This is a genomic window from Pseudomonas fluorescens (genome assembly GCF_902497855.1).
Classification (GTDB): domain Bacteria; phylum Pseudomonadota; class Gammaproteobacteria; order Pseudomonadales; family Pseudomonadaceae; genus Aquipseudomonas; species Aquipseudomonas fluorescens_BI.
The window spans coordinates 367921-382586 of record NZ_CABVHU010000003.1 but is presented as its reverse complement, the minus strand read 5'-3'; the positions used below and the strand labels follow the sequence as shown (position 1 = coordinate 382586).

Annotated in this window: 15 protein-coding genes; 7 read left to right on the top strand and 8 right to left on the bottom strand. The window is 60.2% G+C overall.

The genetic code is table 11. From position 1 onward, the window contains the following. Window positions 1-55: 55 nt before the first annotated feature. From ccoM to F8N96_RS09385, 3 genes are all read right to left on the bottom strand, one after another. Window positions 56-169, bottom strand: a complete 114-nt coding sequence (gene ccoM, locus F8N96_RS35765) for a cytochrome c oxidase subunit CcoM (protein WP_318183103.1) — start codon at window positions 167-169, stop codon at window positions 56-58. Window positions 170-312: 143 nt separating this feature from the next. After that, window positions 313-507 (bottom strand): hypothetical protein, encoded by a 195-nt coding sequence (locus tag F8N96_RS09390; protein WP_150797545.1) that lies wholly within the window; start codon window positions 505-507, stop codon window positions 313-315. Between the two features lie 39 nt (window positions 508-546). Continuing rightward, window positions 547-888, bottom strand: a complete 342-nt coding sequence (locus F8N96_RS09385; protein ID WP_150797544.1) for an aspartate-semialdehyde dehydrogenase — start codon at window positions 886-888, stop codon at window positions 547-549. Between the two features lie 218 nt (window positions 889-1106). Here F8N96_RS09385 and rapA point away from each other — a divergent pair, with 218 nt between their 5' ends. Beyond that, complete coding sequence (gene rapA, locus F8N96_RS09380) at window positions 1107-3953, top strand: RNA polymerase-associated protein RapA (protein ID WP_150797543.1); 2847 nt, start codon at window positions 1107-1109, stop codon at window positions 3951-3953. Between the two features lie 187 nt (window positions 3954-4140). Here the strand turns inward: rapA and F8N96_RS09375 are convergent, their stop codons facing one another. The 3 genes from F8N96_RS09375 to F8N96_RS09365 form a co-directional block, all read right to left on the bottom strand. Then, the gene (locus F8N96_RS09375; protein WP_150797542.1) at window positions 4141-5490 is read right to left on the bottom strand and encodes a spinster family MFS transporter; all 1350 of its coding nucleotides are present in this window, start codon (window positions 5488-5490) and stop codon (window positions 4141-4143) included. Between the two features lie 179 nt (window positions 5491-5669). Continuing rightward, window positions 5670-6563 (bottom strand): NAD(P)-dependent oxidoreductase, encoded by an 894-nt coding sequence (locus tag F8N96_RS09370; RefSeq protein WP_150797541.1) that lies wholly within the window; start codon window positions 6561-6563, stop codon window positions 5670-5672. A 232-nt stretch (window positions 6564-6795) separates the two neighbouring features. Further along, complete coding sequence (locus F8N96_RS09365) at window positions 6796-7101, bottom strand: DUF2288 domain-containing protein (protein ID WP_150797540.1); 306 nt, start codon at window positions 7099-7101, stop codon at window positions 6796-6798. A 336-nt stretch (window positions 7102-7437) separates the two neighbouring features. Between F8N96_RS09365 and F8N96_RS09360 the strand changes: the two genes are divergently transcribed. From F8N96_RS09360 to F8N96_RS09335, 5 genes are all read left to right on the top strand, one after another. Further along, complete coding sequence (locus tag F8N96_RS09360; protein WP_150797539.1) at window positions 7438-8565, top strand: branched-chain amino acid ABC transporter substrate-binding protein; 1128 nt, start codon at window positions 7438-7440, stop codon at window positions 8563-8565. Window positions 8566-8797: 232 nt separating this feature from the next. Next, window positions 8798-9721 (top strand): high-affinity branched-chain amino acid ABC transporter permease LivH, encoded by a 924-nt coding sequence (gene livH / locus F8N96_RS09350; RefSeq protein ID WP_064676189.1) that lies wholly within the window; start codon window positions 8798-8800, stop codon window positions 9719-9721. Next, entirely contained in the window at window positions 9718-10974 is a 1257-nt protein-coding gene (locus F8N96_RS09345; protein WP_150797538.1) for a high-affinity branched-chain amino acid ABC transporter permease LivM, read from the top strand. The genes livH and F8N96_RS09345 overlap by 4 nt, the downstream gene beginning before the upstream one ends. Next, on the top strand, window positions 10971-11738 hold the full coding sequence (gene livG / locus F8N96_RS09340; RefSeq protein WP_064676187.1) for a high-affinity branched-chain amino acid ABC transporter ATP-binding protein LivG: 768 nt from the start codon (window positions 10971-10973) through the stop codon (window positions 11736-11738). The genes F8N96_RS09345 and livG overlap by 4 nt, the downstream gene beginning before the upstream one ends. Continuing rightward, entirely contained in the window at window positions 11739-12440 is a 702-nt protein-coding gene (locus F8N96_RS09335) for an ABC transporter ATP-binding protein (protein ID WP_064676186.1), read from the top strand. 186 nt (window positions 12441-12626) lie between these two features. On the opposite strand, the gene F8N96_RS09325 is transcribed toward F8N96_RS09335, so the two are convergent. Further along, entirely contained in the window at window positions 12627-13535 is a 909-nt protein-coding gene (locus F8N96_RS09325) for a LysR family transcriptional regulator (protein ID WP_150797537.1), read from the bottom strand. 105 nt (window positions 13536-13640) lie between these two features. On the opposite strand from F8N96_RS09325, the gene F8N96_RS09320 reads away from it, so the two are divergent. Then, window positions 13641-14240 (top strand): short chain dehydrogenase, encoded by a 600-nt coding sequence (locus F8N96_RS09320; RefSeq protein ID WP_150797536.1) that lies wholly within the window; start codon window positions 13641-13643, stop codon window positions 14238-14240. 35 nt (window positions 14241-14275) lie between these two features. Here the strand turns inward: F8N96_RS09320 and F8N96_RS09315 are convergent, their stop codons facing one another. Beyond that, entirely contained in the window at window positions 14276-14605 is a 330-nt protein-coding gene (locus tag F8N96_RS09315) for a hypothetical protein (protein WP_224794084.1), read from the bottom strand. Window positions 14606-14666 lie beyond the last annotated feature (61 nt).

Below are 14666 nucleotides of genomic sequence, written 5' to 3'. Positions count from 1 at the left end.
AAAGGCGACCGAAGTCGCCCAAAATGCCTTGCGTGCTCATTACATCCACAAAGACCTACGGCTTGCGCTTATGTGAGTCCTTCCAGATAAAAAATCCAAACCCTGCAAAAAACAGCACCATGAGGCCGACGGTCAGCACTCCGGCGATCACCACGTTGTCGAGGAACATGACGGCTCTCCTGCAGTTGCCCTGTTGCGATAGGGCTAAGGTAACCAATCGGGCAGAAGAGAAAATTGACCGGGATCAATGTCGCCCGAGACAGGGCGTTAAGGAGGGGAAAAATTGACCTGCATCAACCGATGCAGGGGACATCAACGCTTCTTCGGTTTGTTTTTCGGCTTTTTCTTCGCCTTACCCAACGGCATGGCCTGTTCAAATGCCTGGCGCACTTCGTTCAGGCGTTTTTCGTTGAGGTCATGAACCCGCTTGGCGCGTTCGGTGTTGAGGTCGATCAGCTTGTCGTCTTGGCTCATGGCGTTCAGTACATCGCTTGGCAGGTTTGTCATCATAATGCGTTCTGTCGCCAACCCTGAACAGCCATCGCCTCAAATCTTGATATCAACCCACAAACCCTGACGCGGCTCGTCGTCAATCAGCGGTACGACCGGCACGGTGTCGTCGGCGTTGAGCTCTGTCCCGGGAATCGCCAGGTGTGCTTCAACACGTTCATCCGCTTCACGACGATGCTTTTCCCGCTCCTGCTTGCGACGTTGTTGCTCGCGCAATTGAAAGGCCGCTTCTTCCGGATCGTGTTGCTGCAGGTCGATCGTGCTTTCGCTGGAGCTTTCCTGCACCGGCACCACAGGCGGGATATCCGGACGCGGGCGGACCGGGTCGAGCTGTGAGGTGATCGGAACCGCACTCAAGGGGAGCATTGGTGGCAACATAATGATGGGGCTCCTGTCAGCAGGCTGTCGGCCGCGCAGAGGGCGACTTGAGCCATCGGTCGCAAACTGAGACCCGGTTGGCACGAATGGGTGCCCCGGCCTGTCCCCCCCGCAAGGGTAGTCTAAGGTAAATACCGTGAGTTTTATGAGAGTCCTTTGGCCCTGAAGCCCTCATTCCGTTAAGATAGCCCGCTTTTTCAAGGTGGGAGTCAGGCAGCATGGCGCAGCAGTATCAACCGGGGCAACGCTGGATCAGTGACAGCGAAGCCGAGCTGGGTTTGGGCACCGTTCTGGCACAGGACGGCCGCTTGTTGACCGTGCTCTATCCGGCCACTGGCGACACCCGCCAGTACGCGCTACGGAATGCGCCGCTCACGCGTGTGCGGTTTTCGCCGGGCGATTCGATCACTCACTTCGAAGGCTGGAAACTGACCGTACAGGAAGTCGACGACGTCGACGGCCTGCTGGTCTACCACGGCCTCAATGCACAGAACGAAGTGGTCACCCTGCCGGAAACCCAACTGTCGAACTTCATTCAGTTCCGTCTGGCCAGTGACCGCCTGTTTGCCGGTCAGATCGACCCGCTGCCCTGGTTCTCCCTGCGTTATCACACCCTGGAACACACCAGCCGCCAACTGCAGTCCGCGCTGTGGGGCCTGGGCGGCGTGCGTGCGCAACCGATCGCGCACCAGCTGCACATCGCCCGTGAAGTCGCCGACCGCATTGCACCGCGGGTGCTGCTGGCCGACGAAGTAGGCCTGGGCAAGACCATCGAAGCCGGCCTGGTGATCCATCGCCAACTGCTCTCGGGTCGCGCCAACCGCGTGCTGATCCTGGTGCCGGAAAACCTGCAGCACCAGTGGCTGGTGGAGATGCGCCGCCGCTTCAACCTGCAAGTCGCGCTGTTCGACGAAGAACGCTTCATCGAAAGCGATGCCTCCAACCCGTTCGAAGACACCCAGCTCGCACTGGTCGCACTCGAGTGGCTGGTGGAAGACGAGAAGGCCCAGGACGCGCTGTTCGCCGCAGGCTGGGACCTGATGGTGGTCGACGAAGCCCACCACCTGGTGTGGCACGAAGACAAGGCCAGCCCCGAGTACACCCTGGTCGAGCAGCTCGCTGAAACGATCCCTGGCGTATTGCTGCTGACCGCTACCCCGGAACAACTGGGCCAGGACAGTCACTTTGCCCGTCTGCGCCTGCTCGACCCGAACCGTTTCCATGACCTGCAGGCCTTCCGCGCCGAGAGCGAAAACTATCGCCCGGTGGCCGAGGCCGTTCAGGAACTGCTGGACAAAGGGCGCCTGTCGCCCGAAGCGCACAAGACCATCCATGGCTTCCTCGGCAATGAAGGCGAAGCCCTGCTGACCGCGGTCAACGATGGCGATACCGAAGCCAGCGCCCGTCTGGTTCGCGAACTGCTGGACCGCCACGGCACCGGCCGCGTGCTGTTTCGCAATACCCGCGCCGCTGTGCAAGGTTTCCCGGAACGCAAGCTGCACCCGTATCCGCTGCCCTGCCCGGACGAATACCTCGAACTGCCGCTGGGCGATCACGCCGAGCTGTACCCGGAAGTCAGCTTCCAGGCCCTGCCGGACGCCAACGAAGAAGAACGCTGGTGGAAATTCGACCCCCGCGTCGAATGGCTGATCGACACCCTGAAGATGCTCAAGCGCACCAAAGTGCTGGTAATCTGCGCCCACGCCGAAACCGCCATGGACCTGGAAGACGCCCTGCGCGTGCGGTCCGGCATTCCGGCCACGGTCTTCCATGAAGGCATGAACATCCTCGAGCGTGACCGCGCCGCCGCCTACTTCGCCGACGAAGAATTTGGCGCACAAGTGCTGATCTGCTCGGAAATCGGCAGTGAAGGTCGCAACTTCCAGTTCTCGCACCATTTGGTGCTGTTCGACCTGCCCTCCCACCCGGACTTGCTGGAACAGCGTATCGGGCGTCTGGACCGGATCGGCCAGAAGCACATCATCGAAGTGCACGTGCCGTACCTGGAAACCAGCCCGCAAGAGCGGCTGTTCCAGTGGTATCACGAAGCACTGAACGCCTTCCTCAACACCTGCCCGACCGGCAACGCCTTGCAGCACCAGTTCGGCCCGCGCCTGCTGCCGCTGCTGGAAAACGCCGACGATGGTGAGTGGCAAGCACTGATCGACGAAGCCCGCGCCGAGCGTGAACGCCTGGAATCCGAGCTGCACACCGGCCGTGACCGCTTGCTGGAGCTCAACTCCGGCGGTGCCGGCGAAGGTGATGCGCTGGTCGAGGACATCCTCGAGCAAGATGACCAGTTCACCCTGCCGATCTATATGGAGACCCTGTTCGACGCCTTCGGCATCGACAGCGAAGACCACTCGGAAAACGCCCTGATCCTCAAGCCGAGTGAAAAAATGCTCGACGCCAGCTTCCCGCTGGGCGACGACGAAGGCGTCACCATCACCTACGACCGCAACCAGGCGCTGTCTCGCGAAGACATGCAGTTCATCACCTGGGAACACCCGATGGTTCAGGGCGGCATGGACCTGGTGCTGTCCGGCTCCATGGGCAACACTGCCGTGGCGTTGATCAAGAACAAGGCGCTCAAACCCGGCACCGTGTTGCTGGAACTGCTCTATGTCAGCGAAGTGGTTGCCCCGCGTTCGCTGCAACTGGGCCGTTACCTGCCGCCCGCCGCCCTGCGCTGCCTGCTTGATGCCAATGGCAACGATCTGTCGGCCCGGGTCTCGTTCGAAACCCTGAACGACCAACTGGAAAGCGTTCCTCGCGCCAGTGCCAACAAGTTCATCCAGGCCCAGCGCGATCAGCTGACACCACGGATCAACGCCGGCGAAGAGAAGATCTTCCCGCGTCACGCCGAGCGCGTTGCCGAAGCACAGCGGCGCCTGGCTGCCGACACCGACGAAGAACTGGCGCGCCTGACCGCGTTGCAAGCAGTCAACCCGACCGTGCGCGACAGCGAACTGATTGCCCTGCGCAAACAGCGCGAGCAAGGTTTGGCCATGCTGGACAAGGCGGCTTTGCGACTGGAAGCGATTCGGGTGTTGGTGGCGGGTTAAGCCCCCTGCTCCACCGGTGAAAAAGAAGGCCCGCAGCGATGCGGGCCTTTTTTTGTCTGCTTGATTGTTGTGCTGTTCTTGAGGGCCTCTTCGCGAGCAGGCTCGCTCCCACAGGGGATCTGATGTGGACACATTATTTGTGAACACCACTAATCAACTGTGGGAGCGAGCCTGCTCGCGAAGGCTATCAGGCAGTCGCCGCAGTAACCCCAGGCTCAACCACCCCCACCAACCCATCCTTCATCCGCTTGGCATCGCGCACAAAACACCGCGAAGCCAGGACCAGAAACACCATGGTGAAGAACAACGCCACCGGGATCAGGTACATCGCATCATGCAAGCCGACCGCCTTGAACGCCTCGGTCATCTGTTCGGCACCGGCCGAGAGCATGGCGGCATGGGCAAAGTGATCGGACAGAGCACCCACCACCACCGGCCCCAACCCACCGCCGAGCAAATACAATCCGGCAAAGAACAGTGCCATGGCCGTCGCCCGCAGGCGCGGTTCGACCACATCCTGAATGGCGGTGTAAACGCATGTGTAGAAGTTATAGGCGAACAACCAACCCAGGCTGAACACCGCCACAAACACGCCGATCTCTATCCGCCCCGAATGCAGGGCCCAGGCCGTGCACACCGTCGAGATGATCAGGCTGAAGGCCGCAAACAGCAGGCGACCATTGGCGATGCGCTGGTGAATCTTGTCAGCGACCCAGCCGCCCAGCGTCAGGCCGAACAATCCCGTGACGCCGACGATCACCCCGGTCGCCACTGCCGCCTCTTGCAGCGGCATCAGGAAATAGCGCTGCAGCATCGGCACCAGGAACGAGTTACAGGCATAGGTCGCGAAGTTGAAACAGAGCCCCGCCATCACCAGCCACAGGAAGGTCGGTACGGCCAGTACGCGCCGGATTGGCCGGTCCACCCGCTCCTGGGAGACCTGCACGCTTTCCGCTGCGCCGCGTTTGGGCTCCTTGATGAAGAACATGAAGACCGCCAGGATCAGCCCCGGCACCGCCGCGATAAAGAACGGCGCACGCCAGCTGTCGAATGCCTTGACCATCCAGCCAATGGTGAAGAACGCGAGCAACAGCCCCAACGGCAGGCCGAGCATGAAAATACCCATCGCCCGCGCCCGGCGGTGTGCCGGGAACAAGTCGCCAATCAGCGAATTGGCCGCTGGCGCATAACTGGCTTCGCCGATGCCGATGCCCATGCGCACGATCAGGAAACTCCAGAAGCTGCCCACCAGCCCGTTGACGGCTGTCAGTCCGCTCCATGCCGCCAGGCCCCAGCCCATCAGTTTGCTGCGCGAACCGGTATCGGCCATCCGCCCCAGAGGCAGGCCGGCGATGGCGTAGACGATGGTGAAGGCAGTGCCGATGATCCCCAGCTGAAAGTCGCTGAGGTGCCACTCCATGCGGATCGGTTCGATGATGATGGCGGGGATGGTGCGGTCGAAAAAGTTGAACAGGTTGGCCAGGAACAGCAGGAACAGAATGCGCCAGGCATTCGCCGCTTGGGTCGAGTTCTGCATGGGTCCGTCTCTTTTATTGTTATTGGGACATCACTGTCCCGGAGCCTGCAATCTAGTCAGGCCCGCTAAAGCTGTCTGTAATTATTCGTAAAGCTGATACCTGCCCATGGCAGCAGGCGAGGCCCATGCAACGATTTATTTCCAGAACGGCTGCGACGTTTCAGTATCGCAGCGAGCGGTCAGCCCTCCGAGTCTGGCTCGCGGTACAACTGCACCAGCGTTGACGGATCCTTTTCCAGAAAGCCCTGGCTCCCATGCAAGCGCATCAATTGTGCGGCCAAGCCGCTGATGGGCGTGGCCGAACCCTGTTCGCGGGAAAACTGCACGGCGGCGTCGAGGTCCTTGAGCAGCGTGCGAACGTGCCATTTCACCGGTTCGAAACGACTCTCGGCCATTTGCGGAGCGAGTATCTGCAAGGGCCGGGAATCGGCGAAGCCGCCGGCCAGGGCCTCGGCGATCAGGCGGGCATCGACGCCGGAACGCTCGGCCAACGCCACCACTTCGGCGATCACCAACGCATTGCAGGCGACAATCATCTGATTGCACGCCTTGGTCACCTGCCCTGCCCCGACGGCGCCCATGTGGGTCACGCGCTGGCCGAGACTCATTAGCAGCGGCCTGACTCGCTCCAGATCCGTCGCTTCGCCGCCGACCATGATCGCCAGACTGCCGGCCTCCGCGCCGACCACGCCACCGGACACCGGGGCGTCCAGCCAGCTCATGCCGGTCTGGCTGATCAGCGCTGCCGCCATGTCCCGCGTCGCGGCAGGTTCCAGGCTGGAAAAATCCACCAGCAATTGGCCGCTTTTCGCCCCTTGCGCCACCCCCGCCGCGCCAAAAACCACCTCGCGCACGACTGAAGTGTCCGCCAGGCATAACATCACCACGTCCGCGTGCTGGCACAACTCGGCAGGCGTGGCCACCTGTCGTGCGCCAGCCTCGACCAGCGGCGCGCACTTGGCCGGATTGCGATTCCACACGGTCAATGGATAACCCGCCGCCAGCAGGCGCCGACACAGGGGCAAGCCCATCAGGCCAATCCCGGCAAATCCAAGCGGCGGTAGCGTTGCCATCCTTTAGCCTCTCTTTTGATTAAAGTCGTCAATACTGGCCACAAACCCACTGCCTTGCTCACAATCAGAAACAATTAAGCAGTCCCAAGGCAGCGCAATAAACTGTTCCCGTTACGCGCACGTCACCCTCGCCAAGACCCTTCTGTGGCCTTTCTTCACGGCAACATGCCATCACGCTACTCGCCTACACACTTTTATCCGCCGAAACGACGCACCAATAATGTGCAAGCTATCAGCTTGTCGCCCTTTCCTGGATCAGAATCCACGGCGAAACGACTACTGCCCATAGCTCGGGATCACGTTCGAAAAGATCCAGCGCCCGCGTTTCAGACAGCTTGGCGAGCTGGTCCGCGGCCAGCCAGGCAGCCACTTTCTCCCCCTCGTCCGTGGCCACGGCCTCGGCAGCGGCGATCAAATCCAGGCCAGGATTGACCCATAACAGGGCACCCTTGGCGAAGAACGGTTCCAACTCCTTCCAGGTGATGGATGCGGTTTCACCAAGCAGCTTGGCATAGAGGGTGCTAGGTTCTTGAGTCATGGGTCCTGTCCGGAAAAGAAATCGTCGTCATCATAACGTCGGTGGTCTGGCAGAAAAACCCGGAAGCAATTGAGTCACCGATTGAAAACAGCAGGAAAGCCAAGGATTGCTGGTACTTCAGCTATAACCCCGCCGCGATTCTGTCTTTTTCTTTCAATTAAGCGACACCCTCAGGTTTTGCCCCCTGGCGCCAGCTTCCCAGGCTGACAATCGGCGCTCTACACTGTACCGGTACAGTTGCCGGGGGCATTTCCGGAGGATATCGAAGATATCTGACCCGGTTCTGTTGCTGCGGCGCCAGGACTATAAAAACTACAACAGTAAGAGTGGAGCACTATGACAAAGGCTACTAAGCAGATTTCCAAACTGTTTGCCGCTATGGTTCTGGCCGGGGTGGCCAGCCATTCGTTCGCAGCCGACACTATCAAGATCGGCATCGCCGGCCCTAAAACCGGCCCTGTAGCCCAATACGGCGACATGCAATTCAGTGGCGCCAAAATGGCCATCGAGCAAATCAACGCCAAGGGCGGTGTCGACGGCAAGAAGCTCGTCGCCGTTGAATACGACGATGCCTGTGATCCAAAACAAGCGGTAGCGGTCGCGAACAAAGTCGTCAACGACGGCGTCAAGTTCGTCGTCGGTCACCTGTGCTCCAGCTCCACCCAACCGGCTTCGGACATCTACGAAGACGAAGGCGTGATCATGATCACCCCGGCTGCCACCAGCCCGGACATCACTTCCCGTGGCTACAAAATGGTGTTCCGCACCATCGGTCTGGACAGCGCCCAGGGCCCTGCCGCCGGCAACTACATTGCCGACTTCGTAAAGCCGAAGATCGTTGCTGTTCTACACGACAAACAGCAATACGGTGAAGGCATCGCCACCGCCGTTAAACAAACCCTCGAGAAGAAAGGCACCAAGGTTGCCGTGTTCGAAGGCATCAACGCCGGCGACAAAGACTTCTCGTCGATGATCTCCAAGCTCAAGCAAGCCAACGTCGACTTCGTCTACTACGGCGGCTACCACCCGGAGCTGGGTCTGATCCTGCGTCAAGCCAGTGAAAAAGGCCTGAAAGCCAAGTTCATGGGTCCGGAAGGCGTGGGTAACGACTCGATTTCGCAGATCGCCAAGGACGCTTCCGAAGGCCTGCTGGTGACCCTGCCGAAATCCTTCGACCAGGATCCGGCCAACATCGCCCTGGCTGATGCGTTCAAAGCCAAGAAAGAAGACCCGAGCGGTCCGTTCGTGTTCCCGTCCTACTCGGCGGTGACCGTGATTGCCGAAGGCATCAAGGCCGCCAAGTCCGAAGACTCTGCCAAAGTGGCTGAAGCCATCCACAAAGGCACCTTCAAGACGCCGACCGGCGACCTGAGCTTCGACGACAAGGGCGACCTGAAAGACTTCAAGTTCGTGGTCTACGAGTGGCACTTCGGCAAACCAAAAACTGAAGTCAAGCCTCAGTAAGGCGTTGCCTGATTGACTGCCAATAAAGCCCACGGCGTGCCGTGGGCTTTGTTTTACGAACGTATCTGGGCCGCGCTGGCGTGATCCGCCAGCCTCCCCACCTGAAAATCTCAAAACCGTCATCAGCGGTTCGCTGGCCAATCTCGATTTCGAAGTGGGTGCAGATCCATGGGGCTCGAGGGGAAAATGACTCCACCAGTGAAATGCGTATCAGGTTTTTAGGAGCGCTGTAATGCCTGACATCTATCACTTTTTCCAACAGCTGGTTAATGGTCTGACCATTGGCAGCACGTATGCCCTGATCGCCATCGGCTATACGATGGTTTACGGCATCATTGGAATGATCAACTTCGCCCACGGCGAGGTGTACATGATCGGTTCGTACGTGGCGTTCATCGCCATCGCCGGGCTGGCCATGATGGGACTCGACAGTGTTCCGCTGTTGATGACCGCCGCTTTCATCGCGACCATCGTCGTCACCAGTGCCTACGGCTACAGCATCGAACGGATCGCCTACCGCCCCCTGCGCGGCAGCAACCGTCTGATCCCGCTGATTTCCGCCATCGGCATGTCGATCTTCCTGCAGAACACGGTTCTGCTGGCGCAAGACTCCAAGGACAAATCCATCCCCAACCTGATCCCCGGAAACTTTTCTTTCGGGCCAGGTGGCGCACAAGAAGTGCTGATTTCCTACATGCAAATCGTGGTGTTCGTGGTGACGTTCGTCGCCATGCTTGGCCTGACGATGTTCATCTCCCGCTCTCGCCTGGGTCGCGCCTGCCGCGCCTGCGCCGAAGACATCAAGATGGCCAACCTCCTGGGCATCAACACCAACAACATCATCGCCCTGACCTTCGTCATCGGTGCCGCACTGGCAGCCATCGCCGCCGTGTTGCTGAGCATGCAATACGGCGTGATCAACCCGAACGCCGGTTTCCTGGTCGGCCTCAAGGCCTTCACCGCTGCGGTACTGGGCGGTATCGGCAGTATTCCCGGCGCCATGCTCGGCGGGATAGTGCTTGGGGTGGCGGAAGCTTTCGGTGCCGATATCTTCGGCGACCAGTACAAGGACGTCGTGGCGTTCGGCCTGCTGGTTCTGGTGTTGTTGTTCCGGCCAACCGGCCTGCTGGGCCGTCCGGAGGTTGAGAAAGTATGACTAGGAATCTTAAACAGGCGTTGTTCAGCGCCTTGCTGGTGTGGGCCGTCGCCTATCCGGTACTCGGTCTGAAATTGACCATCGTCGGCATCAATCTCGAAGTCCATGGCACCAGTGACGCCACACTGATCACCATCGCCGTGTGCTCGGTATTGATGTTCCTGCGGGTGCTGTTCGACCAGCAGATCAGCTCGGCCTGGCGTTCCTCGCCCAGCATGCCGCTGATTCCGGCCAAGGCCAGTAACTTCCTGACCCTGCCGACCACCCAGCGCTGGATCATCATCGCGTTGATCGCCGGCGCCCTGGTCTGGCCGTTCTTCGGCTCTCGCGGGGCGGTGGATATCGCCACCCTGGTGCTGATCTACGTGATGCTCGGCCTCGGCCTGAACATCGTGGTCGGCCTGGCCGGTCTGCTCGACCTCGGTTACGTGGGCTTCTATGCCGTCGGCGCCTACAGTTATGCGTTGCTGTCGCATTACTTCGGCCTGAGCTTCTGGATCTGTCTGCCGATCGCCGGCCTGATGGCCGCCACCTTCGGCTTCCTGCTCGGCTTCCCGGTATTGCGTCTGCGCGGTGACTACCTGGCGATCGTGACCCTGGGTTTCGGTGAAATCATCCGGCTGTTCCTGCGTAACCTGACCGGTCTCACCGGGGGTCCGAACGGCATCAGCAATATCGAGAAGCCTACGTTCTTCGGCCTGACCTTCGAGCGTAAAGCGGCTGAAGGCATGCAGACCTTCCACGAGTACTTCGGCCTGGCCTACAACTCGATCAACAAGGTGATTTTCCTGTACCTGGTTGCGTTGTTCCTCGCGCTGGCCGCGCTGTTCGTCATCAACCGCCTGCTGCGCATGCCCCTGGGTCGCGCCTGGGAAGCGTTGCGTGAAGATGAAATCGCCTGCCGTGCGTTGGGTCTCAATCCTACGGTCATCAAGTTGTCGGCCTTCACCTTGGGCGCCAGCTTCGCCGGTTTCGCCGGCAGCTTCTTCGCTGCGCGCCAGGGCCTGGTAACGCCGGAGTCCTTCACCTTCATCGAGTCGGCGATCATTCTCGCCATCGTGGTATTGGGTGGCATGGGCTCGCAGCTGGGCGTGATCCTGGCCGCCGTGGTGATGATCCTGTTGCCTGAAATGATGCGTGAGTTCAGTGAGTACCGCATGTTGATGTTCGGCGCCTTGATGGTGCTGATGATGATCTGGCGTCCTCAAGGCCTGCTGCCCATGCAACGTCCTCACATGGAGCTGCGCAAATGAGCCGCGAAATCCTCAAAGTCGAAAATCTGAGCATGCGCTTCGGCGGCTTGCTGGCGGTCAATGGCGTGGCCCTGACCGTGAAAGAAAAACAGGTCGTGGCGCTGATCGGCCCTAACGGCGCCGGCAAGACCACCGTCTTCAACTGCCTGACCGGTTTCTACAAGCCCAGTGGCGGCAGCATCCTGCTGGACGGTCAGGCAATCGAAGGCTTGCCCGGCCACAAGATCGCCCTCAAAGGCGTGGTGCGCACCTTCCAGAACGTACGGCTGTTCAAGGACATGACGGCGGTCGAGAACCTGTTGATCGCCCAGCACCGTCACCTGAACACCAACTTCCTGGCCGGTCTGTTCAAAACCCCGGGCTTTCGCAAGAGCGAGCGCGAGGCCATGGAATTTGCCGAGTACTGGCTGGACAAGGTCAACCTCACGGCGTTTGCCAACCGTCCGGCCGGTACCCTGGCCTACGGTCAGCAGCGTCGCCTGGAAATCGCCCGCTGCATGATGACCCGTCCGCGGATCCTCATGCTCGACGAACCGGCCGCCGGCCTGAACCCGAAGGAAACCGAGGACCTCAAGGCGCTGATCAGCATGCTGCGTGAAGAGCACAACGTCACCGTGCTGCTGATCGAACACGACATGAAACTGGTCATGAGCATTTCCGACCACATCGTCGTGATCAACCAGGGCACCCCCCTGGCTGACGGCACGCCGCAACAGATCCGCGACAATCCTGAAGTGATCAAAGCCTATCTGGGGGAAGCGTAAATGCTGCAATTCGAAAACGTTTCCACCTTCTATGGCAAGATCCAGGCCCTGCACAGCGTCAACGTGGAGATCCGCCAGGGCGAAATCGTCACGCTGATCGGTGCCAACGGTGCCGGCAAGTCGACCCTGCTGATGACCCTCTGCGGTTCGCCGCAGGCCCACAGCGGCAGCATCCGCTACATGGGCGAAGAGCTCGTTGGGCAGACCTCGGCGCAGATCATGCGCAAGAGCATCGCCGTCGTGCCGGAAGGCCGTCGGGTGTTTGCCCGCCTGACCGTGGAAGAAAACCTCGCCATGGGCGGCTTCTTCACCGACAAGGGCGACTATCAGGAGCAGATGGACAAGGTTCTCGGACTTTTCCCACGCCTGAAAGAACGCTTTGCCCAGCGCGGCGGCACCATGTCCGGCGGCGAACAGCAAATGCTCGCCATCGGCCGGGCGCTGATGAGCAAACCCAAGTTGCTGCTGCTCGACGAACCGTCGCTGGGTCTGGCGCCGATCATCATCCAGCAGATCTTCGACATCATCGAACAGCTGCGCAAGGATGGCGTGACGGTGTTCCTGGTGGAGCAGAACGCCAACCAGGCGCTGAAAATCGCTGACCGGGCGTACGTGCTGGAGAACGGCCGGGTGGTGATGCAAGGCACGGGTGAGGCGTTGTTGACCGATCCTAAAGTGCGCGAAGCGTACCTGGGTGGTTGAGCCATTGCAGTAACCAAAAAAACGGCCTTCGGGCCGTTTTTTTATGCCCGCCCCATTCCCACGAACACCAAAAATCCCCCTGTAGGAGCTGGCTTGCCAGCGAAGGCGGCGTCACATCCAATGAAGATGTTGACTGATCCACCGCTTTCGCTGGCAAGCCAGCTCCTACAGGGGTTGTGTGATCCGTTAAAGCCGATCCAACGCCTCGCCACTGCGCTTGAAACCGTCAATCAAGTAATCCGCCAGCACCTGGGTGCGTCTGGGCAAACCGCCCTGATAGGGATGTACCAGATACATCGGCATCCTGCGGGTCTGATAGTCCCGCAGGAGCCAGCGCAATCGTCCGTCAGCCAACTCGGTTTGCAGCAGATAGGAAGGCAAACGTGCAATGCCGGCTCCGGCCAGTGCCGCTTTCTTCAGCAGGCTGTAATGGTTGCTGGCGAAGGGGCCGGACACGCGAACCCGCAATAACTCGTGTTGCTGATGATAAAGCCACTCTTCGCGGCCGCTGTAATGACTGTTGAGCAGACAGCGGTGTTCAGCGAGCGCTCGAGGCGTCAACGGTTCGCCGTACTGTTCGAGATAGCCCGGGCTCGCGCAGGTCATCTCATGCCACGCCAGCAAGGGTCGGGCGACCAGACGCTCGTCGTTGCCCACCTCGGAGCGAACCGCGAGATCGAAACCGTCGCGGGACAGGTCACGATAGTCATTGCTGAGGTCGAGCTCGATCTGCACCTCGGGATAGGCATGGGAGAACTCCAGCAACAAGCCATCGAAGAAGGTTTCCCCTAGCGATACCGGAACCGTCATACGCACCGGGCCGGCCATATCGTCCTTCAATCGCGCCAAGGCCTGACGCGCCCTTTCCACTTGGACTACGAGCGCCTGGGCTTGTGGCAGCAATGCCGCGCCCGCCGCCGTCAGACTGAGGCGACGCGTCGTGCGTTGCAGCAGCACCACGCGAAACCGCGATTCCAACAGGCTGATGCGCTTGGACAACTGCCCCTTGCTGCAACCCAGCTGCTGCGCCGCCTGGGTGAAACTCCCCGCTTCGATCAACACCGCGAACGCCGCCAGATCATCCATTTCGCTCATGGATTGTTTCCATTTTAAAACCAAAGGTTGCCTATTAGTGCGCTTATCAATGGAAAAAACCACTCTAGACTGTGGCCTCGTTCAACTCATTCGAGGATCAGCCCCATGAAAATTCTTTTGATCGGCGCCGGCGGCACCATCGGTTCTGCCGTCGACAAGGAACTGTCCGAGCGTCACGAGATCATCCGCATCGGCCGTAACAGCGGTGATTTACAGGTGGATATCAGCGACAGCGCCTCGATTCGCCAACTGTTCGAGCAAACCGGCAAGTTCGATGCACTGGTGTGCGCCGCCGGCAACGTGACCTTCGCCCCCTTGGGCGAAATGACCGAAGACAGTTTTGCCCTGGGCTTGAAGGATAAATTGATGGGGCAGGTCAACCTGCTGCTGATCGGCCGTGAATTCGCCAACGACGGCGCGTCGTTCACCTTCACTACCGGCGTGCTCAGCCACGACCCGATTCGCAGCGGCGCCTCGGCAGCCCTGGTCAATGGCGCTATCGACAGCTTCGTCCGCGCCGCAGCAATCGAACTGCCTCGCGGTCTGCGCGTCAACTCGGTCAGCCCTAACGTATTGGTCGAAGCCATGGGCAAGTACGCACCGTACTTCCGCGGCTATAAGCCGGTTCCGGCTGCCGATGTGGCACTGGCCTATGCCAAAAGTGTGGAAGGCCTGCAGACGGGCCAGACGTTTCACGTCGGCTGAATAAAACCAATGGGCGGCGCTGGCTCAGCGTCGCGCTAGGGTGCCGAAGGTTCCAGCAGCGTGGGGACCAGATCGCGGGCAATGTCGCGCGGCACGGATATCATCAGCGCCGGGCCTTCCACCACCGTTTGTATCGTCGCGGTCGACACCAGCACGCCATTGATGACCAGCCGCAAGGGTTGATACATGGCCTGCCGCGTCACCTGCGCCAAGCGGCGTTGCGCCTCCGGCGCCAGCGTTACGTGAAGCCCGATGGACTGCGGGTTTGCATGGTCTGCCGTCCTGAGTTGCAGGCTCATCTGCGTGAAGTCGGTGACGGATGAAAACGCGATGTCTGCCGCCAGACACGGCAGTGCTGCAGTCATTGCGAATGCCCCGAGTAGCAGCCTTCCGGATCCCCGCATCAGTTTCTCCCGACAGTTAAGG